The sequence below is a fragment of the Trichocoleus desertorum ATA4-8-CV12 genome (genome assembly GCA_019358975.1).
Taxonomy (GTDB): domain Bacteria; phylum Cyanobacteriota; class Cyanobacteriia; order FACHB-46; family FACHB-46; genus Trichocoleus; species Trichocoleus desertorum_A.
In genome coordinates this window covers 48,316-72,652 of record JAHHIL010000012.1, presented here as the reverse complement: position 1 = coordinate 72,652, position 24,337 = coordinate 48,316, and the positions used below count along the sequence as shown (strand labels likewise).

16 protein-coding genes are annotated in these 24,337 nt (G+C 50.0%); 9 read left to right on the top strand and 7 right to left on the bottom strand.

Annotated features, from left to right (window positions below; translation table 11 throughout):
* Nucleotides 1–172: 172 nt before the first annotated feature.
* A complete protein-coding gene (locus KME12_11785; protein ID MBW4488460.1) occupies nucleotides 173–4,207 on the top strand; it encodes a CHAT domain-containing protein in 4,035 nt (1,344 codons plus the stop codon).
* A gap of 9 nt (nucleotides 4,208–4,216) precedes the next feature.
* On the opposite strand, the gene KME12_11780 is transcribed toward KME12_11785, so the two are convergent.
* From KME12_11780 to KME12_11770, 3 genes are all read right to left on the bottom strand, one after another.
* Complete coding sequence (locus KME12_11780; protein MBW4488459.1) at nucleotides 4,217–5,119, bottom strand: 3'(2'),5'-bisphosphate nucleotidase CysQ; 903 nt, start codon at nucleotides 5,117–5,119, stop codon at nucleotides 4,217–4,219.
* Nucleotides 5,120–5,602, bottom strand: coding sequence for a hypothetical protein (locus tag KME12_11775; protein ID MBW4488458.1), 483 nt, complete (start codon nucleotides 5,600–5,602; stop codon nucleotides 5,120–5,122).
* A 273-nt stretch (nucleotides 5,603–5,875) separates the two neighbouring features.
* Nucleotides 5,876–6,751 (bottom strand): hypothetical protein, encoded by an 876-nt coding sequence (locus KME12_11770; GenBank protein ID MBW4488457.1) that lies wholly within the window; start codon nucleotides 6,749–6,751, stop codon nucleotides 5,876–5,878.
* Between the two features lie 389 nt (nucleotides 6,752–7,140).
* On the opposite strand from KME12_11770, the gene KME12_11765 reads away from it, so the two are divergent.
* From KME12_11765 to KME12_11740, 6 genes are all read left to right on the top strand, one after another.
* Nucleotides 7,141–7,938 carry a glutathione S-transferase family protein gene (locus KME12_11765; protein ID MBW4488456.1) on the top strand — a complete coding sequence of 266 codons (798 nt, stop codon included), beginning with the start codon at nucleotides 7,141–7,143 and terminating at the stop codon, nucleotides 7,936–7,938.
* A gap of 343 nt (nucleotides 7,939–8,281) precedes the next feature.
* The gene (locus KME12_11760; GenBank protein MBW4488455.1) at nucleotides 8,282–8,758 is read left to right on the top strand and encodes a hypothetical protein; all 477 of its coding nucleotides are present in this window, start codon (nucleotides 8,282–8,284) and stop codon (nucleotides 8,756–8,758) included.
* Nucleotides 8,759–9,173: 415 nt separating this feature from the next.
* Nucleotides 9,174–10,949 (top strand): ATP-binding protein, encoded by a 1,776-nt coding sequence (locus KME12_11755; GenBank protein ID MBW4488454.1) that lies wholly within the window; start codon nucleotides 9,174–9,176, stop codon nucleotides 10,947–10,949.
* Nucleotides 10,950–11,537: 588 nt separating this feature from the next.
* Nucleotides 11,538–12,527, top strand: a complete 990-nt coding sequence (locus KME12_11750; GenBank protein ID MBW4488453.1) for an RNA polymerase sigma factor, RpoD/SigA family — start codon at nucleotides 11,538–11,540, stop codon at nucleotides 12,525–12,527.
* A 279-nt stretch (nucleotides 12,528–12,806) separates the two neighbouring features.
* Nucleotides 12,807–13,361, top strand: coding sequence for a hypothetical protein (locus KME12_11745; GenBank protein ID MBW4488452.1), 555 nt, complete (start codon nucleotides 12,807–12,809; stop codon nucleotides 13,359–13,361).
* 65 nt (nucleotides 13,362–13,426) lie between these two features.
* Nucleotides 13,427–14,701: a DNA repair exonuclease gene (locus tag KME12_11740; protein ID MBW4488451.1), complete on the top strand. Its 1,275-nt coding sequence runs from the start codon at nucleotides 13,427–13,429 to the stop codon at nucleotides 14,699–14,701.
* On the opposite strand, the gene KME12_11735 is transcribed toward KME12_11740, so the two are convergent.
* The 4 genes from KME12_11735 to KME12_11720 all read right to left on the bottom strand — a co-directional run bounded on the left by KME12_11735 (nucleotide 14,698) and on the right by KME12_11720 (nucleotide 19,945).
* Entirely contained in the window at nucleotides 14,698–15,771 is a 1,074-nt protein-coding gene (locus KME12_11735; GenBank protein MBW4488450.1) for a CHAT domain-containing protein, read from the bottom strand. The genes KME12_11740 and KME12_11735 overlap by 4 nt on opposite strands.
* A 271-nt stretch (nucleotides 15,772–16,042) precedes the next feature.
* Nucleotides 16,043–18,799 (bottom strand): SMC family ATPase, encoded by a 2,757-nt coding sequence (locus KME12_11730; protein ID MBW4488449.1) that lies wholly within the window; start codon nucleotides 18,797–18,799, stop codon nucleotides 16,043–16,045.
* A gap of 100 nt (nucleotides 18,800–18,899) precedes the next feature.
* Entirely contained in the window at nucleotides 18,900–19,559 is a 660-nt protein-coding gene (cobO, locus tag KME12_11725; GenBank protein ID MBW4488448.1) for a cob(I)yrinic acid a,c-diamide adenosyltransferase, read from the bottom strand.
* A gap of 80 nt (nucleotides 19,560–19,639) precedes the next feature.
* Nucleotides 19,640–19,945, bottom strand: a complete 306-nt coding sequence (locus KME12_11720) for a hypothetical protein (protein MBW4488447.1) — start codon at nucleotides 19,943–19,945, stop codon at nucleotides 19,640–19,642.
* A 1,009-nt stretch (nucleotides 19,946–20,954) separates the two neighbouring features.
* Between KME12_11720 and KME12_11715 the strand changes: the two genes are divergently transcribed.
* Together KME12_11715 and acs are read left to right on the top strand one after the other, a co-directional pair.
* The gene (locus tag KME12_11715; protein ID MBW4488446.1) at nucleotides 20,955–22,160 is read left to right on the top strand and encodes a deoxyhypusine synthase; all 1,206 of its coding nucleotides are present in this window, start codon (nucleotides 20,955–20,957) and stop codon (nucleotides 22,158–22,160) included.
* A 201-nt stretch (nucleotides 22,161–22,361) separates the two neighbouring features.
* Nucleotides 22,362–24,335: an acetate--CoA ligase gene (gene acs, locus KME12_11710; GenBank protein MBW4488445.1), complete on the top strand. Its 1,974-nt coding sequence runs from the start codon at nucleotides 22,362–22,364 to the stop codon at nucleotides 24,333–24,335.
* Nucleotides 24,336–24,337: the final 2 nt, after the last annotated feature.

The following is a 24,337-nucleotide window of genomic DNA, read 5'->3' as shown; positions in this document are numbered from 1 at the left end:
GCTCCCATCTGGGTGTACTGCATAGGTTAAGCTACGGTTCCGCTTTGTACAGCTCTCTAGCGACTGCTCTTGAATGACTGCGTTCTGCAAGGCCGCTTTGACTCTGAGGTTGAGCAAATGCAGTTAGCTACGTGTTCAGCGATCCCATTCATCAGCCGCCCTTCCTCAACCCATGACCTTGAAAAATTATTTGCAGTCTCCCCAGCTAGGGGTGAACTTGTTGCTAGCTGTCTTAGTCCTGGCAGAAGTTGTCCCTGCACAATCGATCCATGCGGGGGAACTGCCAGACAGCAAAGCCCTCCCCATCCTTGCAGCCCCGAATGACGCAGGCACGTTGGTCACTCCAAACGGCGATCGCTTTGATATTACTGGGGGTCAGCGATCGCAAGATGGCGCGAATCTGTTTCACAGCTTTAGTCAATTCATCTTAGAAACAGGCTACACGGCCAATTTTCTCGCTGATCCCGCGACGCAAAATATCTTAGCGCGAGTGGTGGGCGGCAACTTATCCTCGATTGATGGCTTAATTCAAGTTACAGGCGGTAGCCCCAATTTATTTCTCATTAATCCTGCGGGGATCGTGTTTGGTGCCAATGCCAGTCTCAACGTACCTGGCTCTTTCACCGCTACAACTGCCAATGGAGTCGGCTTTGGCAAAGAATGGCTGAACGCTTCTGGCCCCAACAACTATGAAAGCTTAGTCGGCACGCCAGATTTGTTTGCCTTCAGCATGAGCCAACCTGGAGGCATCATCAATACTGGAAAACTAGAGGTTGCCGCCGGACAGAATTTAACGTTGCTTGGTGGCACAGTTGTCAGTACGGGTGAGCTTAACGCGCCAGAGGGGCACATTACCGTCGCGGCAGTTCCAGGTAATAGCTTGGTACGGCTGAGCCAAGCCGAAAGTTTGTTGACTCTGGATATTCAAGCGATCGCCTCTGACACCTCTCAACCCAACACCTGGGACTTGCCGATCGCGGATCTCCCCGATCTCCTTACAGGCGGTCTCGGCAGAAACGCCACTAACATCAGCATTAACCCAGAAAGTCAGTTAGTTTTATCTGGCTCTGGCCTCACCATTTCGCCAGGAGATGTGGTGGTGCAAAATGCTACGGCTCGGAGTGCCACTCTCTTGGCTGCTGGCAATGTAACCCTGGGCAATACACCCTTCCCGCTTCCCGACAAAGGTGTGAACGACAGTGTCGGCAATCCTCTAAGCATTCAACCTGACGGCAACACCTATCTCATTACTAGCCCCACTGGCAACACCTTCTATATCAAAGGCAACATCGAAGTTCTCTTTGACCCTGGCGGTGAAGTCGAAGCTCCTGGTACTGATGGCAAAGTTTCTCCTGACCCGTTACCAGAGGTAGGCATTCCCTTTCCGCTCCATCCCGGAATGCCAATACTCACTTCCCCCTTTCCTTCTGATTCTGTTACGGGTGAATCCGGTCCCACGAATCCTCCACCTTTTTTACCAGAAGCCAACCTTGCGCCTATTCCAGAAGTTCTAGGGGAAATTTCACCTCTCCCGGAAGTGAAGCGATCTCAACAACCTGGGCCAGTATCTCCTGACATTGTGCATACTCCTGAACTAGGCTCAACTGAAGGCATAGGTGAACAACCAGCATCACTAGGAGTTTTTCCCGATCCTCCACCCGAATCATCAATCGGAATTCCACCCTCGCCTCAGCCTGAAACAGTCATAGCACCATCAATCGGAGTACCGCCCTCGCCTCAACCGGAGTCTCCCAATACACCTCCTAGCGCACCTCCTGGATCTACACCACAACCTAGAACAGGTACAGTTCGGCGGCAAGACATCGCCTTAGCTAGCGATCGCTCCCGTTCTAATCCCACTCTAGGAATTGCTGAGCGGGAGCAACGAATTGCGATCGCGGTTAGTACCCAGGATTGCTTGCAGGTTGGGCAGATTGTAGAAAATCAAGGGACCACCTACCGCGTTATCACCGATCAGGGGCGGGTGATTCAGTGCTACCAGCAACAACTCGCCTTAGCGCAACAGCAAGGTCAACTGCAGCAGCAACGACAAACCCTGCATAACTTAGGCAGTATTTACTTTGTCGTGGGTAACTATGCTCAGTCGATCCAGCGCTATCAGCAGAGTTTGGCGATCGCTCAGCAACTGCAAAACCGGGAAAGCGAAGCTGAAGCGTTGAGTGGCTTAGGTGCCGCTTACAGTGCTGTGGGCCACTACGATAAAGCGATTCAATACTACGAACAAAGCTTAGCCATCAGCCGCACCTTGGCTATCCCAGAATTGCAAGGCATGACGCTGCGGAACTTGGGAATCGCATATCTGGCCCAAAACAACCCCGCCAAAGCACTGGAGTACCCGCAGCAAAGTTTAGCGATCGCAGAAAAGGCTCAGGACCGCCGAGGCATTGGGCAGTCGTTAGGCAATTTGGGTCTGGTGTACTTTACCAAAGGCGACTACCCCAAAGCGGTGGAGCATTTGCAGCAGCAATTGGCGATCGCCCGCGAGTTGAAAGATCGCTTAGCAGAAGGGCGAGCTTTAGGCAATTTGGGGCTGGCTTATTATGGCTTAGAAGATTACCAGCAAGCTGCCGACCATCAACAGCAGAGTTTAGCGATCGCTCAGCAGTTGCAAGATCGTCCTGGCGAAGGTCATGCCTTAAATAACTTGGGAGATGCTTGGTTCCGTTTGGGTAAATTAGTTGAAGCGGAGCAAACCCTGTTTGCAGGGATCAAAGTTTGGGAATCGTTGCGATCGCAGCTTGACCAAAATGATGATGCCACCAAGATTTCCCTGTTCGATACTCAAGCCACAACTTACAGCACGCTGCAAGAAGTCTTAATTGCCCAAAATAAAGCGCAGGTAGCTTTAGAGGTAGCAGAGCGAGGGCGATCTCGTGCCTTTGTCGAGTTACTAGCGAAGCAGTTGCCCACGAATGGCACTAAAAGTCTTGCGGCCTCTAGTCTTGATCTGCCCAATATTGCCCAGATTCAACAAATCGCCCGCGAGCAGAAGGCCACCCTTGTTGAATATTCAATTATTCAAGAAGCGTTTCAGGTGAAGGGACAGCGCCAAATTGAGGACAAAGCCCTCTACATCTGGGTGGTGCAGCCTACCGGTGAAGTTGCGTTTCGCCAAGTAGATCTCAAACCGCTTTGGCAAGAGCAAAAAGCTTCTTTAGATGATTTGGTTGCCAGTACTAGAGCCTCGATTGGCATTGAAGGTCGGGGGCTGGTGTTTAACCAAAGAACTGAAGTGGTGGCTAGTGCCCTAGAGCGGCTCCAACGCTACCAAACTCAACAGTCGCAACTCAAGCAACTCCATCAACTGCTAATTCAGCCAATCGCGGATCTGTTACCAACGAACCCAGAGGCCCGCGTAATATTCATTCCTCAAGGTTCTCTCTTTTTGGCTCCTTTTCCTGCTCTGCAAGATGCCGCCGGAAAGTATCTGATTGAGAAACATACGATGCTGACGGCCCCAGCGATTCAGATTCTGGCACTCACCCACCAACAACGGCAACGTCAAGGACTAGCGCAACAGCCGCAACCTACACAAGTTGCCGCTACGACACTGCCGCGATCGCCTCAGCATTCCTTAATTGTGGGTAATCCCACGATGCCTAACTTGCCAACTGAAAACGGCGAGCGATCGCAACAACTCTACAGTCTGCCAGAGGCTGAGCGGGAAGCCAAGATGATTGCCTCGCTCCTCAACACTGAGGCGATTACGGGGAGTGCGGCGACGAAAGCAACCGTGATGGCGCAGATGGGCAATGCCCGGATTATTCACTTGGCAACCCACGGTTTACTGGATGATTTCCGAGGGCTGGGAATTCCGGGCGCAATTGCCTTAGCGCCTTCGGGCCAAGATGATGGTCTGCTGACGGCGAGTGACATTCTCGGCTTGAAGCTAAATGCTGAGTTGGTGGTCCTGAGTGCTTGCGTTACTGGGCGCGGCAAGATTACAGGAGATGGGGTAGTGGGGCTATCGCGATCGCTGATTTCGGCAGGGGCTCCCAGCGTGGTCGTCTCCCTCTGGCAAGTACCCGATGCACCCACCGCGACCCTAATGATGCAGTTCTATCAAACCCTGCAACAACAGCCAGATAAGGCTCAAGCTCTACGTCAAGCCATGCTAGCTACTATGCAACAACACCCTGATCCCAAAGATTGGGCTGCCTTTACCTTAATTGGTGAAGCCCAATAGTCCAGCTCGCTAGGCTAGGGTATCAATGGCAGCGAGTAGAGTTTCTGCTTGAGTGCAAAGTTGAGTGTGACAAGTACCGTTGCTGGCGAGTAAGCCCCCCCACTGGCTAACATCCGCCTGATTGTATTGCAACAAACTGCCATCAAAGTGGGTGAACTTGCCACCTGCCTCAGTCAAAATCAGCTCAGGCGCTGCCAAGTCCCAATCTTTCGGCGCTGATTTTCCGGATAGAGAGATGTATAGGTCTGCCTGTTGTTCTGCGATCGCCGCAATTTTGCAGCCCACGCTGCCGATCGCCCGCTGATTTTGGCAAGGGAATTGACGCAGGAGTTGGGTGAGTCTTTCCCCCCGATGACTGCCGCTGACAACCACCGACAACTCTTCGAGGCGATCGCGCTCAGCTACTCGTAATGGCGTTGCTCTACCGTCACGAGTTTCTACAAACGTGCCACCGCCCAAAGTCGCGTAGTAAAGTTTGCCTAGCTCTGGACAAACTACCACCGCTAATACAGGTCGTCCTGCATGGGCTAAAGCAATGTGAACTGCATATTCCCCGGTGCCTTTGATAAAGTCTTTGGTGCCATCTAGGGGATCAATGATCCAGACCCAGGTATGCTGCAAGCGCTCGGAAGGGTTCTGAGCTTTGAAGGTTTCTTCCGTTAAGTAGCCAAACTCTATAGTGCCAAAAGCAGCGTGCAGATTATCCAGAATGTATTGGTTAGTGGCAACATCCGCAGCCGTGACAGGCCCATCCCCTTGATCTTGAATATTGAGGGTTAGGGCTGCTTCCCCTGCAATCGGATTGGGGTGGTAGTAGGCTTGCAAAATGTCAGCCGCACCCCAACCAATAGAGCGGGCGATCGCTAAAACAGACTCGACCGGAAATCCAGCAATCGATTGCAAGCTTGCCACTTAGGATTCCTTTGCTACGCTGACTGCTGATGCACCTTGAGCTGAAGCCATCCAATAGCGGCGACAGCTCCACATCAGGGCAGAGCCTACTGCAATATAAATCAAACCGCGAATCTCAAAACTGACTCCCGCCAAACGTAAGCCAACCCCAATGCCCATCATGGCGAGAATCAATGCAATGGTTTTGGCCCCAAACATTTGGAAGATGCTTTTGAAAGGGTTTGGCTCTTGTAACGTATCCACGCGATCGATTACCCGATTCGCAGTGCGATCCAAAACAACCTTTCCTTTCAACAAGCCAATACTCAAGGCAACCGCTCCCCAGCCTAGATGCTTGATATCCAGAAAGCCTAAGTAAGGTAGGTGAAACCAAAACACTAAACCCATCGTAAACAGACCGATGCCTACCAAAGTCCAGATGCTAGCCGCAATCCAGAGGTGTTGCCTACGAGTGAGACCGCCTGTCGTTTCAGTGCTTTCCATAACCAAGCTGGGAGTCGCGCAATATTAGCCCTCATTATAGGACGGAGACCGAAGCACAGCAGATCTTCTAGTTAAAGCAGTTAAAGCCTTGTCGCAATTGCTAGTCTTGCCACCTATAAGCACAGCGCCAAAGCTGAGGAATCATCCTACAAACTCTGGCGCTGATGATGAGGATTAGGCTAGTTGAGCGCTAGGCAAAATCTTTAACTAGAGCCACTGCTTAAATTACAGTTTTCTAGGGCTGAACCTTAAGCGATCGCTCAAATGCTTGGCTTAGCAACCACCCATCACGCTACCAGTGTTGTACTGGCTGCTGGAGCTGGAACTACTGGGGCCAACTCGATAAATAGAGTTGTTTTGGTTGTCGAGGCTTTGGCTAACTTCAGGAGTCATCTCACCAGCCGGACGGTTGCGATCGGAACTCATCGAACCAGGCAGAGGCCGCATGGTGTTGCTAGCACTGTACTGGTTATCCACAGAGGATTGGTTCATCCCCATGTTGCCCATGTTGTTGCCCATCATGCCAGCAGAGGACTGGTTCATCCCCATGTTGTTGCCGATGCTATTGGCAGTATAGCCACCCGCAGGACCTGCACTTGGCGTCACGGTATTGGCTTGATAATTGGAGCGGTAAGACGAGTTGTAAGCCTGGTTCATCCCCATGTTGGAGCTAGCAACTTGATTGCCCTCCATCTCTTGGAAACGCAACATGGTGTAGCCACCCGCTGGACCTCTGGTAGGAGTAACAATACCGCTGCTTAAGACACTGCGGTTGTAGTCGGGGCTAGCGGCGGAAATGGACTGATCAGCTTGCATGTTCTGAGAGCCCATCTGAGAACCCATGTAGCCAGCATTGGCCTGGTTAGAGCTACCATCAGCCGAACCACTGTAAGGCGAGTTCATGTTGATGTTAGATTGGTCCATCGATTGAGTGCCACTTGCCTGCATTTGCTCCATCGTGGCTCCACCTGCGGGGCTGTCACTGGGAGTAACTTGGCTCGTGCTAGGTAAGCATTGAGTAGGGCTGTTAGAGTTGGCAGGGCTAGGCTGCATCTGGGCCATAGCGGGTAAAGCTAACAACGCACTAACACCAGCCACACCAACTAGGCTAACGACTTTTTTAACTGACAAAAAATTCTGAGTGCTCATAAATACCTCTGGGCTCCCCTAAGAGAGATAGCGTTTTCAAAACTTGGGCTAAAAATGTATTTGGGCTAAAAATGTCGGCTCCTATACAAATTTGAGTTTATAAATTTGCAGGGACTATATTCTCTGCCACGAGTGGGATCTGTCTGAGCTAATAGATAGATAGTGTGAGGCCATAAGAGCGTCACCCAGCGATCGCCTTTAGTCTGTATTCCCTCCGAACCAACCCACCTGAAGATAGAACCCGAAACTATAACTTTTAGCCTAGGAATTAGGGCATTTAGCAGGGTCTTTGCCGCTAGAAGTGTCTTTTCTTAGAGAGCCTGCTACCTTGGAAGGCGGATGGGTCGTCGCTTAAAACGCCAGCTGTAAAACGCCACAGGAGAATGATCATGTTGGAGTTGTACCAATTTGAGATGTCGCACTACTGCGAAAAGGTGCGGCTAATCTTGGACTACAAGGGATTGGCCTATCGCAAGATTGAAGTGACCCCTGGCATTGGGCAAGTAGACCTTTTCCGAATGTCTGGGCAACGCCAAGTACCCGTATTGAAAGATGGCAACGAAGTGATTGCCGATTCCACGGCGATCGCCAAATATCTCGATCGCCAATATCCCGATCGCCCCCTTATCCCCACAGACCCTAAGCAAAAAGGGCTGTGCCTGATGTTGGAAGAATGGGCTGATGAAGTCATGGGTCTAAACGCCCCCAAGGCCATGCTCGCTGCCTTCAGCCAAAATGCAGATTTCCGTACTGCGGCCCTACCTGCTTCTACGCCTGCCTTACTAAAAAACTTGATTGGTTCGGTCCCAAGCGAACTGCTAGATGTGCTGAGTTTCGGCGTTGGCATGGGACCCGATGCCTTGCATAGTGCCAAAGCCCCACTTAGGCAAAATCTAGAGGCATTGTGCTTTATCTTGCTCGATCACCCCTATTTAGTGTCCGATCAGCCTACCCTAGCTGATTTCGCCGTAGCAGGCATGAGCATGTACATCAAATTCCCGACTGGCTCTTACCTTGACATCCCAGAAGGACTCAAAGGCAAAGGAGTTCCAGGATTGGCAGATGTAGGCACCTTTGCTCCCTTCTTCGACTGGCGCGATCGCCTCTACACCGAATACCGCAAATCCTTCACCCCCGCTACCAGCTCCACTAGTAGCACCAGACCCACCTCAATTGATATCGAGTAGCACCAACCCCTCCTTACACGCCTAGAGGAAAATTCAGCCCCCCTCAATCCCCTTCTGGCCCCTTCTGGAGGAGGTCTGGAGGACGCAGCCGTCCTTCAGCGGGGGTTTGGGGGCAGGTGCCCCCAAGCTCTTGATTTTTATCAAGAAAGTACGAACTTAACGCTTCAAGCCACAAGTAGATTGGTTTTTTTACACCACACTACTCCGTATAATCACTCCTCTGAAGTAGATCAACCTACCCCTCACACAGAGCGATCCGCGCCAATCCAGTAGCTAATCTCGGAATGTTAAAACTTCAGTTTCATTACCTGATTTTTATCAATACCGAGTTCTGCAAAAAAACATGACAAACTTGCGCGATCGCGATAAAGAAATTTATAACCAAGAGCTGCGCCGAGAAGAACTACGTCGAGACAACCAAATCGCTCGTGAAAACAACAGTGCTGCTGGCGGCTTACTGACAGGCATCCTATTAGCTGCTTTAGTAGCTTTAGGACTGGGGGCCCTCTTTGTGTTTAATCGTGGCGGAGACAGCTCAGAACCTGCTGGCCGTCAAACCATCATCGAGCGGACTAGAGAAGTCGTACCGCAACCCCAGGCTCCAGACATGAAACCCCCAGACGTGAACATCACAGTACCCAAGGTCGAAGCTCCCCAAGCGCCTGATGTAAACGTCACCATTCCTAGCCCTGCGGCCCCACAAGCCCCCACCACGGAAACTGCGCCTGCTGACAACGCTGCTTCCACTGGAGATACCGCACCTATAGGAGATGCAACTTCTACAGGTTCTACAAGCGAAACTGCACCTGCCCAGCCGTAGGTGAACTAGTCGCTAGTCCTCAAATCCTGTAAATCGCAGGTAAACACGTTCACATCAAAAATCACTCAACACCACTAGTGAAGAATCTCACAGGAGACTCTTCACTTTTTTTATGGATGAAACTCTTTCAAATTAAAGTATTTTTCAAAAGAAATTTCCAAAAATTAGGTTGGCACTAATCGTAGCGATCGCACCCTCAATAAATCTCCGCCACCAAACACTTGAAGATTAGAACCCGAATGGCTTCCTCATAACTTTTAAACCCTAAAATCACTAGAATTTAGTAGTACTTAAATAAATTAGACCTAAGATAGTTCAAAGGGTTGAGGAATTATTAGTCCAAAATTATTTGCCTTCATCCACACATACAGGCAACCCATCCAGGTGTAAGCAGCGGAGACTAGCGAGTTTATAGATGGATTTAGATAAACCCCTAGGTACAGTCATTCAAGGCTCCCTTAGCCAAGGGCTCGAAGTCCGATTAAATCCAGATGTGTCTGTAGAAGACATGCGGGTGGGCAAGTTTTTGGTCGTTCAAGGAGCGCGATCGCGGTTCTTCTGCATGTTGACTGATGTCACCCTAGGAACCGCCAGTACCCGCATCTTCGCCAATCCGCCTGACCCAGGCAATACCTTTCTCCAAGAAGTCCTAGCCGGAACAGGCACCTTCGGCACCATCGACTTAACCCCGATGTTGATGTTCACGCCAGAACCAGAAGAACCCATCAGTTACTCTGCCAATGGCAAGTCCAAGAAAAGCAAAGGTAGCAAAGCTGCTCGTGCCGCTGAGGACAAAAGCGACTCCACCGCCAGTTTGCCGCTGCTCGCTTCTCTAACGCCTCAAAGCAGCAGCAACATCGAACTCATGCCCGTCAAAACGATTCCGAGCCACTTCAGCCAAGTGCATGAAGCCAGCGATCGCGACTTTCGAGCTGTATTTGGTTGGGAAGATGACCCCCATCGACGCAACTTTGCGATCGGACAACCGATTGATATGGATGTGCCCATCTGCCTGGATTTGGATCGCTTTGTCGAGCGCAGCAATGGTGTCTTTGGTAAGTCGGGAACCGGAAAATCTTTTCTAACTCGATTGTTGCTGTCGGGCATTATCCGCAAACAAGCGGGAGTTAACCTGATTTTTGATATGCACTCGGAGTATGGCTGGGAAGCCGTTCGGGAAGGTAAGCAATTTAGTACAGTCAAAGGACTGCGGCAACTATTTCCTGGTCAGGTGCAGATTTATAGCCTCGATCCCGAATCCACCAAGCGGCGGGGGGTACGGGACGCTCAAGATCTGTTTATCAGCTTTGACCAGATTGATGTGGAAGACTTAATGCTGGTACGTGGAGAACTCAACCTCTCCGAAGCTAGCTTGGAGAACGCGATTATTCTCCGAAATGAGTTTGGTAAAGCTTGGATCACGCGCTTGCTCTCCATGAACAACATGGAAATTCAGGAGTTTTGCGAAACCAAGATGGGCAGTAAGTCCTCCATCATGGCTCTACAGCGCAAACTCAACCGTCTAGAAGAACTGAAATACATTCGCAACACCTGCCCCCACAACTATGTGAGTCAGATTCTCGACTCGATCGATGCTGGCAAGCATGTCGTGATTGAGTTTGGCTCTCAGTCGAATATGCTCTCCTACATGTTGGCGACGAATGTGATTGCGCGGCGGATTCACGCGGCTTATGTGCGAAAAGCTGAGAAGTTTTTGCAGAGTAAGAATCCTAGCGATCGCCCCCAGCAACTAGTCATCACGATCGAAGAAGCCCACCGTTTTCTAGACCCCAGTACTGTCAGCCAAACCATCTTCGGCACGATCGCCCGCGAGATGCGGAAGTACTTTGTTACCTTACTGGTAGTAGATCAGCGACCCTCAGGCATTGATAACGAAGTCATGTCTCAGATTGGCACTCGCATTACTGCACTCCTGAACGACGAGAAAGATATTGATGCCATCTTCACCGGAGTTTCTGGGGCGCAAAGTCTCCGTTCGGTATTATCTAAGCTAGACTCAAAACAGCAGGCTTTGATCCTGGGGCATGCAGTACCCATGCCTGTTGTCATTCGGACTCGTCCTTACGACGAAACCTTCTACGCAGAAATTGGAGATGTACCTTGGGAAGAAATGCCCACCGCAGCCGTCTTCAAAGCCGCAGAATCAGCTAAAGCAGACTTAGGATTTTAGTGAAGTAGGTAGTGAGGCTTTCTCCACACATAGCCTCTGTATAAGTTCGGTTTTCACCCTACCAAGGTGCTCTCCGGCTAGGGGAAACTGCGCCATTATAGTAGAAGAACTTCTTAGAGCACCTCTCCAGAAATGTCACTTCGCTAAAGTTAGAGCTAAAATAGAAAATTTTCCAGTAAATTCTCAGATTTTGCCTGACGGGATCATACTCTAGGATGAATCTTTTTTGCTTCTCTGGAGTCTAAACTTATAGCACAATCGAGTAAAGCAAACTCATACTGAGTACGAATTTTCAGGAGTTTGTTGCCACTACTGGTTAAATATTATGGAATCGGGTCCACCTGCATTCTAAAAGTTACGGGCACGAAGTTTCAAGCTAATTCATCACCTGTAGACAGAGGTTAGCCTCATCCTCTGAATTTTTACTTCTCTGACTTGAACGAGGTGGATTTTGTCAGGGAAGAGCTTGGTCATTGTGTCTGGTTGGCTGCCCGCTTCTACTTCAAGCTTTCATTTACCTTCTCTTTCGCCCCCAGTCTGTTTCTAAAATTCTGCAATCTCTACTTTTACTGAGTTCATCACAGATCCATGCCTACTGCTGATTCTAAAACAAAAACAAAAGCTGCTAGCCCCATGTTCACTGTTGACATGGTACGCACCTACCTACACGAGATTGGCCGGGTGCCCCTGCTAACCCACGAGCAAGAAATTGTGTTTGGGAAGCAAGTCCAGCAAATGATGGCTCTGATAGAAACCAAGGAAAAGCTGGCGAAGAAGTTGCGTCAGGACCCAACTCAAGCTGAGTGGGCAGCCCAAGCGAAGCTCAGCGAAGAAGAGTTGACCAAAACCTTGACTCAGGGCCGACGAGCTAAGCAAAAGATGATTGAGGCGAACCTGCGCTTAGTCGTGGCGATCGCGAAGAAATACCAGAAGCGTAACCTGGAGTTCCTGGATTTGATCCAAGAAGGCACCCTAGGTCTAGAGCGTGGCGTAGAGAAGTTTGACCCCACTCGTGGTTATAAGTTCTCAACCTATGCGTACTGGTGGATTCGCCAAGCCATTACTCGCGCGATCGCTCAGCAAGCTCGGACTATACGCCTGCCCATCCACATCACCGAGAAGCTCAACAAGATCAAGAAGGTACAGCGTGAGCTAGCCCAAAAGTTAGGTCGGGCTGCTAGCCCTGCCGAAATTGGCGAAGCTCTAGAGCTAGAACCCGCTCAGATTCGGGAGTACCTGACAATGGCGCGTCAGCCTGTTTCTTTAGATCTACGGGTCGGTGACAATCAAGACACCGAACTGCAAGATCTCTTGGAAGACGAAGGGCCTTCGCCTGAGCACAATATGACTCAGGAATTGCTGCGCCAAGATTTGCATGATTTGTTGGCAGAACTCACTCCCCAACAGCGGGAAGTCTTAACCCTCCGCTTCGGCCTGAATGATGGCAAAGAGTTGTCTCTCGCCAAAGTCGGTGAACGCCTCAACATTAGTCGTGAGCGCGTCCGCCAACTAGAGCACCAAGCCCTCAATCACTTGCGTCGTCGTCAGGAGACCGTACGTGAGTATTTGGCTAGCTAATCATCACTCCTAGGGACGCGAGCGATCGCGTCTCTATTTTTTTATGTATTTAAAGTTTCCAAGAAGATATTAGTTCTGCGATCGGGAATCGGGAACTAAACCTTTGTAGAACTGAACAGTACCTTTAGCAACACCCTTTTGAGTGTTTCCTCATACCGTCCAGATACCTACCTCTAGGTAGCAATTAGTTCTCCCATTTGATTGAACAGTTGCACAGGTATTCTGGGTTACGGTGTGAATATTGAGGTTTGTCGTTAAGTATTGATGGAGGAAACTACGGTGACCAATCCATACATCCGTTCTCTCTCGCCGTGGCGTACTCTGCAACGTATGACCCAGACAGGTTTGGGCATTTTGCTACTAACGAGCCTCTCTGCTGGAGGGCTGCAAGCTGCGATCGCCCAGCCAGTCGCGTCTAGCAAAAGTCCTGCTAAAAGCTCGGTTGACAGCAAGACTAGTTCTCTCGCAGACGGTACCTATCTGTATGGTGAGTCGCCAAAAGCAGAGCAGATTGGCAGCGCTTACATGGTCTTTCAAGTCACTCAGGGCAATGTGGTAGGGGCATTTTACATGCCACGCTCGTCTTTTGACTGTTTCTCTGGCCGATTCGAGCCAGGTAAATTAGCCCTGAACGTGATTGATACCTATGAGCAAGCTACGCATCCCTACGCGATCGCTCTTGAGCAGAACAGCACCGTAGCGTCTAATAGCACTCAACCCACAGTAAGCGAGATCGGCTTACAAGGCTTCCAGCGCTTAGCAAAGGTCAGTGCCAATGACCAGCGCATCTTGAGTATGTGTCAGACTAACTTCCAAAAAAATCAAGCTAAATAGAACATTTGCTCGCTAGCTCAGCCTAGGCTCGGTAGACTGGGGAAAGCCACGCTATAGATCTGGTTATGCCCCGTTTTCTCCACGTTGCTGATGTGCATTTAGGGCTCGATCGCTACGACACTCCCCAGCGCACCAAGGATTTCTTCTTAGCTTTTCGCGATGTGTTGGAGCGTTACGCCATTGATGAGCAAGTTGATTTTGTCCTAATTGCTGGAGACTTGTTTGAGCATCGGCAGGTGTTGCCTGCAATTCTAAACCAAGCCCAAATTTGCTTTGAGATGTTGCGAGAAGCTGGCATTCCAGTCTTGGCGATCGAGGGCAACCACGACAACCGACCCTACGCCACCAAAACCAGTTGGCTGCGCTACATGGCTGACTGGGAGTATGTGATTTTGCTAGAACCCAAGGAGGACGCGGAGGATGGCGAGAACCTCTTTGATCCCTGGACTCCCGAAGCCAAAGCAGGGGGCTATATCGATTTACCTTGCGGAGTGCGAGTATTAGGCTCTCGTTGGTATGGTGCCTCAGCTCCCCAAATGATTGAGAAACTGGCCAATAGCATTCGTCAACTACCACCAGGGCCACTCCACACCGTCATGATGTTTCATCATGGTATGGATGGTCAGATTGCTCGTTACACAGGGGCCTTAAGGCTAGAGGCCGTGAATCCGTTGCGGCAAGCAGGGGTGGAATATTTAGCTCTAGGGCACATCCACAAAAACTATGAGCTAGAAGGCTGGATTTTTAATCCTGGCTCCGTTGAGGCTAATAGTATTGCTGAGAATCTCCAACAGAATGCCCGTGGTGTCTATCTTGTGGAGATCGGTGAGACTGGAATTCGAGCTGAGCTGAAACAAGATTATTATCAACGCCGCATGATTCGCCTCAGCTTAGAAGCAAACAAGCAGCAAACGCAAGCTGAACTAGAGCAAGCAGCGATCGCCTACATCCAAGCGGCAGCAAAATCTGGCAAAACCCAAGAAGCGATCGTGGAACTGCGAATTCACGGGCAGGTCGGCTTCAACCGCTTGGATGTCAATGTGCGCGATTTGCGAGACAAGCTGCATCAACTCAGCGAAGCATTAATCTTTCTGCTGAAATACGACGCGATCGGTACTGAATACGAAACGCCGATGATTGGCAACGGCGAGGAACCACCCCACCGCACCGCGATTGAGCTACAAGCCTATACGGATTTATTAGCTGCCAATAATGCTTATCAAGATCAGGCAGGTGCGATCGCTAAAGGTTTAGTGGAACTGAAAGACTTAGTGCTCGACAGCCGCCCCGAAGCTGAACTCTACGAACTCGCCCAACAACTTCTAACTTCTGAAAGCTAATCGCCAGTAACCAGACTGGGCGGACAAACTAAAACAATATTTGTTGCATCAACACCGACTTGGGTAAAGAGTGCTGGCGTTTTCTCCTCCGGAATTCCGTCCAAAAGCAAAGCAGCTATCCCTTGGCCGAAAGCTTGTTCAAGAGAGCGTCCGAAGCCAATTGCACTATAGAGCTGAGCTGCAAATACTCTAGCAGCATCATCCCCAATAGCATCGTTCATACCGATAGCTGCCTCAACGTGTTGTGTAACTGCCTCTGCCTGATCGCAGGAGAAACAAGCATTGAACACCACCAGACGAATGTTATCAGTAACGGTGCTCATCGTCGTTACTATAGCTTCCTTACTAACTAATTTTGTACTGCCATCGTCAGATTGAAAAACAAGATCGTTGCTACTTGAACCATGCCCACTAAAATGCACGATATGAGGCTTAAGTTCGTTTAACGCTTGGAGTAGGTCACGGGGTCGTGCTGCCCATCTGGATATGAGCTGAACTGAGTCTCTATACTCCGATGCTCGAATCTGTTCTGCAATTTCACGTATTTCCTCATCTAGTCGTAGCTGGCTTTGATCAAGAGGATTTGATGCTACGAAGAAAACTTTAATTGTTTCAGGTAAGCGAGCTAAATCAATTACTAAGCGGCTATCTCTAAGCTCCTTTTGAAGTTGTACTTGTTTTCGTGCTTCATATGTTACTGATTGTGCATGACGCAGTTCCTCCGCTCGACGACGTTTATCATCAGCATCTTGCTTTTTCTGTTCCTGCTTCTCAGCTTGCTCTAGAATTCGCAGGTTCTGAGTTAAAGCAGATAGCTTTTCGGAAATTTTAGCCTCTAAATCTGCCAATTTCTTTTGACAGTGAGCCAAATCTTTTAACTTAGAATCAATTTGTCGCTGTTTGGATTGTTGCAGAGTAGAGCTAGTATTTCTTGTAATACTTCCCCTAATTGAAGTAATCTCAGTTTGAATGTGCGAAGTTTTCTTTCGCTCGTCTGCAAGGTCTTTTTCTAGCTTGGCTTTCTCCTTCATTAGCTGAGAGATTCTTGAACGGTACAGATCTAGAGACATAAATTAACCAGAAAAGGCTTGATTAGTATTTATGTTCTAGCTCATGCCACAGTTTTTGTCTAGGATAGAATTTTTATTTATCATGACGCTGAATAGCAATAGATAACTTGCTGCCCTATACTCTCAGCAAGACCTTAAACATCTCAATTATCGATTGCACTGAACTAGCTAGAGGTGGCTACCTGAAGGGGCATTAGCTAAGTTGTTTCCAATTTTAATAGCAATAGAAATTCTCGGCAGGCTACTAGGAATAAGTATCTGAAAAGCTGATTTATAGCACTTCTCTTTCTACGCGGATTAAGTTTTCGGTGACGTTCTCGAAGGTGTCGTCGTGGCTGATGATGAAGAGTTGGCGGAAGGATTTGATGTTGGCGATCGCCTCGGCTAATTGTGCTCGGCGTGCCCGATCCATATTGGTCGTGGGTTCGTCAAAGAAGGCGACATCAATATCTGCCAAAACTTTTAGTAAGGCGAGACGCACCGCCAGGGCTGCGCACATTTGCTCTCCCCCTGACAAGCTCCTGAACGTGCGCCAGTACCCACCTTCTTGAATGCGGATTTCGTAATCACCTGTCCACTCCAAGGCCACATTCTGACGGTTAATTAGTTCGCGGAAGAGTTTGTCAGCTTCGCGAGAAATCTCCTCAATGTAGAACTTGGTAATGCGCGGGCCTGCTTGGTTGTAGACTTGGCGGGCATCGCTGATAAACTGCTGCACTCGTTGCCGTTCTAACAAGTTAACTTGGGCTTGCGTTCGTTGATCGGCGATCGCTTTTAGCTCTGCCAATTGATGCTCAATCTGATAGAGAAATTTCTGCTTTTGGGGCAAACCACCCTCAATTTGGTCTTTTTGGCTGCGAAGGTTGTTGTAAGTGGCTTCAGTTTCTTGTAGATGTCGCGGGTCGTAGGTTTCTGCCAGTTGCGCTAATTGCGCCTGCACGATTGCTTGGTTAGTGGTTAAGGTGCTGAGTTGGGCGATCGCGGCCTCGAAATTTGCTTCTAGAGTCGGCAATTGCTCTGCATCTTTTTGGTTTTGCAGGTACAGATCCCGTGCGGTTTGGTGCCTTGCTTTCTGAGTTTTTTGTGCTTCTATCTGGTCAGGTAAATCCGCAAATTCTGCCAGTTGAGCTTCTAGATGAGTCACTGCTTGAGCAACTTCCATCTGGGCTTGCTGGGCTTGGTTGTATTGCATCTGCAATTGCGCTTGCTGCTGTAACTCCTGCTGGCGCAGTTGGCTCCGACCTTTAGGATTACCTAGAGCAGCTATCTCAGCGGCAATCTGCGTCTTTTGTTGTTGCAGCGTTCCTTGGCTAGCAAGTTGAGTTTGGAGGTATTGGAGCTTGGCTTGCAGTTCGGCTATGTCTTGTTGCAAGGCAGTTTGCTTATTGAGCAAAGATTCTAGCCCAGCGAAGTGAGTCCGCTGTTGATAGGCTGTTTCCAGTTGGCGCTTTACTTCCGCTAGCTGTTGTTCTAGCTTGCTGGCAGAAACCTGCTCCGATAAATCGGCTAGGATTTGCTGCAAGTTTTCGAGAATTTCATTGTTCAGGTCTACTCCCGCCTGAAGCGTGTTCAAAGCCGAGTCTACTGAAGCAGCCAGCAATGGCACCGATCGCTGAAGTTCCTGCAAACCTGCGATCGCAGTTTCGGCATCAGTTAAGTAGAGATCGCGTTGAGTTTGGCCGTGGGAGACGATCTGGCTGAGGTCAGCTTCAAACTGTTTGGCAGCGGCAATCCGACTGAGTTGCGCTTGTAGGCGATCGCGTTGTTGCTCCCAACTGGGAATTTGTGCCATCACCGTCTCGAAGCTACGAATCCGCTGAATTTCTGCACTCAGATGTTCCAGTTCACCTTGTAACTTCACTAATTGCTTGGTAACGTTCTGCCGCTCTAACTCAGCGCTAAACAATTGTTGGAGTTGTTGGGCGATCGCTTCTTGAGCTTGCTCTAGCTCAGTTTGCTGCTGAATTAAGGGTTGCAGTTGCTCAATTTCTTGCTGGGCTGCGGTCAGGTTTTCGAGTTGCAGAGTCAGTTTAGTCAGCTTGGCTTGCGAGTTTTCCCAGGTAATTTGATAGCCTTGGCGCTGTTTCAGCAGAGCTTGCTGTTGTTTGCTTTGGCGATCCAGAGCTTGCAAGGCGGATTCTGCTTGCACAAAGGTTTGATAACCCGCTCGATTGGCTTCGCAGGTGGCTACTGCTTGCTTCGCCCGTTGGAGGGACTGCTCTAGCAAAACGTTGGTTTGGCGTTGTCCAGTCAGTTGCGCTTGCAAAGTCGAGAACTGAACTTCGAGTTGTTGGATTTGGTGTGATTGAGCGGTGAGGCGATCTTTTTGGTGCTGGAGTTGCTCCAGTTGGGTCTGCAACTGCTGTAAAGCAGTCTTATCCTTGGTTACTTCTTGCTGCAAATCAGCCCGTTGAGTGTGCAGCAGATCCCAATCGCGCAGGTTCTCGGTATAGTACGCGATCGCCCGCTCTAGTTCTTGGACTTGCTGCTGAGCATATCTTTCTAAATCTCTCGACTTCTCAAAAGCTTGTTTGTACTCATCCACGCGCAGGATGCGATCGAAGACTTTGCGCCGCTCATCTGCCGCTTTCTTAAAGTCTTCGGTGAAGGTGCCTTGAGGAATGCCAATCGTGTCAGCAAACAACTTCGGCAAGTCGGTTTCTTTGGCAACACCCAAATGTTCTTTCAGCCAAGGCAAGACATCACTGACATTCTTCAGGTCTAGCCGTTGGCGAATTTGCGGGTCAAAAATTTCATAGCCTTTGCTGGTGCAACGCTGCACTCGGTAGGTGCGCCCGTCGCCTCTGGAAGTAAAGGTGACACTCACTTGAGCACTCGCTGCCCCCCGCCGAATTAATTCTTCTTTGGTATAGCTGGAGTAATTAAACAGCGTCCAAGCGATCGCCTCTAAAATGCTGCTTTTGCCCGCCCCATTTTCCCCACAAATCGCGTTGGTTCCGGGCTGAAACTCAAAGTAGCGATCGCTGTGGGCCTTAAAGTTTTTGAGACTAATCGAAAGAATTTCCATAACCTCAATTCTAAAGTTTGAATTTCGGCTTGGATCTGCTTATGGGAAATCCATCGAAACCTAACCCCTAGCCCCTTCCCTATTAGGGAAGGGGACAAAGCTAAAATTCGATTCCAGGCTGAGCCTTGATCCCCTGTTCTCGGAAGGGATGCTTCACTAAGGTCATTTCAGTCACGAGGTCTGCTCGCTCAATTAAGGCCGCAGGTGCTCCCCGTCCTGTCAAAATCACGTGAGAATCTTCTGGTTTCTGCTCCAAACCTGCCAGCACATCCTCAACTGCTAAATAGCCCAGCTTTAGAGCAATGTTGACTTCATCCAGCAGAACCAAACGAAATTCTGGATTGCGGATATAGGCCAACGCAGTATTCCAAGCTTCCTGAGCTTTTTGGATGTCGCGATCGCGGTCTTGCGTTTCCCAGGTGAAGCCTTCCCCCATCGCATGAAATTCCAGTTGCTCACCCCAATGGCTAAAGGCTGCTTTCTCTGCGGGTTCCCAAGCGCCCTTAATGAATTGCACGATCGCCACCTTGTAACCGTGACCCAGCGATCGCAGCACCATTCCCAAAGCGGCAGTAGTTTTACCCTTACCGTTGCCCGTATTGACCACAATCAAGCCTTTTTCTAGCGATCGCTCAGCTAAGCGTTGTTCCTGTACTTCCTTGCGTCGCTGCATTTTCTGCCGATACTGCTCATCTGTCAGGCCCGCTGCTTCAGAGGGAGCTGAGTCTGTAGCTGCTGAGGTGTCAAGATTTGAATTCATTGAACTATTTATGCGAAAGGCTCTGTAGCGATCTAAAGTCTAAGTCGAAGTGTGGGGGAACGGCGGCTAATTCAACCAACTTAATCAAAATCTCTCAAGTAGCCATCCCAAGGCTGCTCATCTGAGTCCTCCTCCAAAGCTGCCATATCGCCGCTGTAGTGAGCGTTAATCGATATTGCTTTCTGTTGCAGTCGCCCTGGAACATAACGCAAATCTACAGGTAAGCCATGAGCTACTAAGAACTCAGCTAATTGATCAGGATGCAGGTAAACGCCCTCGTTATGTAGCCGCTTTAGCATGTTGCTGAAGCCATACCAATGCTGTCGAGATGGCGTATGAGAAGTGGCGTGCTGCAATGCAGAAGGCAATGCTGGAGGTGTAGGCATGGCATGACCTCAGAAACGGGCTGAGCAGTTAAGTATGCCGTATTAGCTTTTTGATCAAGTTTTTTATGGTTTCGTCTCCAGTTTATCTTGTTTCTTCGTCTAATTCGCTTGACTAAAATAGAGCAAATATTGTAATGCTCGGACGAAAAAGCGTAAAAGAACGCCCTTAGGAGCGGCATACTCACCCAAGCGGTAGAGAAAGCCGTCAGAACCCGTACTTTGGGGAGATCTGCTTGGGGTATCCCAGCAATTTCCGTATTTTTATTGAACTGATCTCAAACGTGGGTGTTAAACTGTAGCAGTTGGTGTTTGAGGTCGCGTATAAAGCCTTGAAACTCCTTTCCTTGGTCGGGTACCCGTGGAAACCACTTTGGTACCTGGAAATGAAATTGAAGCGGAAACGGCAGTGCGATCCCGCACTATCTTGGGTTGACCGTTGTGAAGCACCCAGTATGAGCTGATCGGCCTGTAACTACAAGGTTCGCGATTGCTAGTAGATACTCTTGCTGAGTCAGAGGATAAGCAATCCTATCTCTAGAAATAGTGGCGAACTGGGTCGATCGCGCTCCTTAGGTGGAGGTTTTTTGAATTGAATAGCTGGACTAATAGTTCTGATGCTTTTCACATTTGTCAGAGCTTTTAGTCAAGGGATATTGACCTGTTACGATGTCCTTTCTCATCTGGCCTAGGGAATTCTGTGCCTAGGGTTATTTGAGACAGCAAATATAAGTTTTGAGTCTGTGGAGTTCTGCCACTGCTGGCTAGGGCGACAGAATCAAATCTCTTGGCTGCTTGGGTACTAACTTGCCTAAGCCATGCCAATTTCGTTGACCTATCGGATCACATGGCTTTGAAATTTCATTTCAAGGCTGCAGATAAGAAAACCTAGTGGCGTTTGAGTTGATTGAACTGGGCTCTCCTAGCTCGTTGATCAATCGCGATCGCATTAGGTAGCTGCGTGTCCATTTCTCTTCTTCTTTATGCTTTTTGTTCTCTTTGGAGCGTACAAATGTCGAAATTGCTCAGCCACAAAATCGCACCCGCCCCCATGCCTGCTGAAATCAGCGTCGTTGATCTAATTGACGGCTATTTCACAGCTTATAATTCGGCTCGCCTGCGCGAGATTTGTCACTTACTGAGTCAAGAAGTGATGCAGGAGGGCGTAACCGTTGGGGTGAGTTTGTCTGGGGCGATGACTCCGGCTGGTTTCGGGGTTTCAGTTCTCGCTCCCCTAATACGGAATGGCTTTATTGACTGGATGATCAGCACGGGCGCTAACCTCTACCATGACATGCACTACGGTTTGGGGTTGAGCCTCTATTCCAGCAATCCCTTTTTGGATGACGTGAAACTGCGTCAAGAAGGCCGCATCCGCATCTACGATATTGTGTTCCACTATGATGTGCTGCTGGAAACCGATGCCTTCATTCGCGAGATTTTGCGGGCCGAACCGTTCCAGAAGCGTATGGGTACGGCAGAATTTCACCATTTGCTAGGTAAGTACGTTCGCGAAGTGGAGAAGCAACTCGGTGTACAAAATTCTTGCTTGCTAGCAACAGCCTATGAATGCGGCGTTCCCATCTACACCTCTTCTCCGGGAGACAGTTCCATTGGCATGAACGTGGCTGCTCTAGCCCTAGAAGGTTCCGAGTTGGTGATTGATCCTTCCTTGGATGTGAATGAAACGGCAGCGATCGCCTATGCATCCAGGGAATCCGGTATCCCTGGCATAGAAGGCAAGAGTGCAGCGGTGATCATCGGGGGTGGCAGTCCCAAGAATTTCCTCTTGCAAACGCAACCCCAACTGCATGAAGTTCTGGGTTTAGAGGAACGTGGCCACGACTACTTCATCCAAATCACCGATGCTCGTCCGGATACCGGGGGTCTGTCTGGTGCTACACCTAGCGAAGCTGTGAGCTGGGGCAAAGTTGACCCGGATGAACTGCCCAGCACAATTGTTTGCTACACCGACAGCACGATCGCATTGCCGATCATGACGGCTTATGTAATCAACCAATGTGCGCCTCGTTCTCTGAAACGGCTCTACGATCGCCGCGAAGAAATGCTGGCAAAACTAAAAGCTGACTATCTGGCAGCTAAAGCCGAATCTGTCACTGAGCGATCGCTGGTGGCTGTAGCTGAGAACATTAAGACTGAAACTGCAAAGCGCGAACCTGTCGCTACCTATCCTTGCGGCACTCCGATTCGTAAATAAACGTCATTGAGTGCACGTCTTCACTCAAATTAGCTCCCCCTGACTTCGGTGAGGGGGATTTTTTTGTCAGAGAAAAAGAGCGATCGCTTAGTCAGAGCTTGAGAAGCGATCGCTTAACCAAAATCAAGCTATAGTTCTGCCCAACTGCCCCAAGAACGAAGTATCGTTTTTGGAGGAGCCGTCCTGGTGATAGAAAGAGCTATGTCAGAATCCACGATTGAATCCATTCTTCAAGAAAAGCGCGTATTCCAGCCTGCGGCTGAGTTCTCCCAAAAAGCTCAGATTAAGAGTCTGGAAGAGTACCAGCAACTCTACGATCGCGCCAAGGCTGACCCAGAAAAGTTTTGGGCCGAGCTAGCCGAACAAGAGTTGCACTGGTTTCAAAAGTGGGACCAAGTGCTGGATTGGCAGCCGCCCTTTGCGAAGTGGTTTGTGGGTGGCAAAATCAACATCTCTTACAACTGCCTCGATCGTCACTTAACGACTTGGCGACGCAATAAAGCCGCGTTGATTTGGGAAGGAGAACCGGGAGATTCGCGGACGCTCACCTATGCCCAACTCCATCGGGAAGTGTGTCAGTTTGCCAATGCCCTGAAGCATTTGGGTGTGGAAAAGGGCGATCGCGTGGGCATCTATATGCCGATGATCCCGGAAGCGGCGATCGCGATGTTGGCTTGTGCCCGGATTGGCGCAGCGCATACAGTCGTGTTTGGCGGCTTTAGTGCTGAGGCGTTGCGCGATCGCTTGGTCGATGGGCAGGTCAAGGTGGTGGTCACAGCGGATGGGGGTTGGCGCAAAGACGCGATCGTGCCGCTGAAACCTCAAGTGGATAAAGCTCTAGCTGACGGCTCGGCTCCCAGTGTCGAGAATGTACTAGTGGTGCGACGGACTGGGCAAGACATCCCCATGCAACTAGGCGGTCGGGATCATTGGTGGCATGAGTTGCAACCGCAAATGTCGGCTGATTGCCCTGCTGAGCCGATGGATAGCGAAGATTTGTTGTTCATTCTCTACACTTCAGGCAGCACAGGCAAACCGAAGGGTGTGGTGCATACTACAGGCGGCTACAACCTCTACACCCACATGACGACTAAGTGGATCTTTGATCTGCAAGACACAGATGTGTATTGGTGTACCGCAGATGTGGGCTGGATCACCGGACACAGCTACATTGTCTACGGCCCGCTGTCTAACGGTGCAACGACCCTAATGTACGAAGGGGCACCGCGTGCTTCTAACCCTGGTTGCTTCTGGGATGTGATTCAAAAGCATGGGGTCAACGTCTTTTATACTGCACCCACCGCAATTCGCGCCTTTATCAAAATGGGCGAAGACTTGCCGAAAGCGCGAGATCTCTCCTCTTTGCGCTTGTTGGGCACCGTGGGAGAACCGATTAACCCCGAAGCTTGGATGTGGTATCACCGCGTAATCGGTGGTGAGCGCTGCCCGATTGTGGATACTTGGTGGCAAACCGAAACGGGCGGCATTATGATCACGCCTCTACCTGGGGCGATCGCCACCAAACCAGGCTCAGCAACTCTCCCCTTCCCTGGCATCTTGGCCGATGTGGTGAATCTAGAAGGGGAATCGGTCGGCACTAACCAAGGCGGCTACCTAGCAGTGCGGCATCCCTGGCCCGGAATGATGCGGACAGTTTACGGCGATCCCGATCGCTTCCGCAAAACCTACTGGGAACACATTCCCCCCAAAGATGGCAAATACGTCTACTTTGCGGGCGACGGCGCACGACGCGATGAAGATGGCTACTACTGGGTCATGGGTCGCGTGGATGACGTGATCAACGTGGCTGGGCACCGTTTGGGCACGATGGAGATTGAGTCGGCCTTGGTTTCTCACCCTGCCGTGGCTGAAGCTGCGGTGGTGGGCAAACCTGATGAACTCAAAGGACAAGAGATTGTGGCCTTTGTGACCCTAGAAGGCGGTCATACTGCTAGCGATGCTCTCAAAGCAGACCTGAAGCAGCACGTCGGCCAAGAAATTGGCGCGATCGCCCGTCCCGGAGATATCCGATTTGCCGATGCCCTACCCAAGACGCGATCGGGCAAGATTATGCGACGGTTGCTGCGGGATCTCGCTAGTGGCAATGCCGTATCTGGGGATACTTCTACCCTAGAAGATCGCAACGTCCTAGAAGCCCTGCGCGACGAAGGTTAACT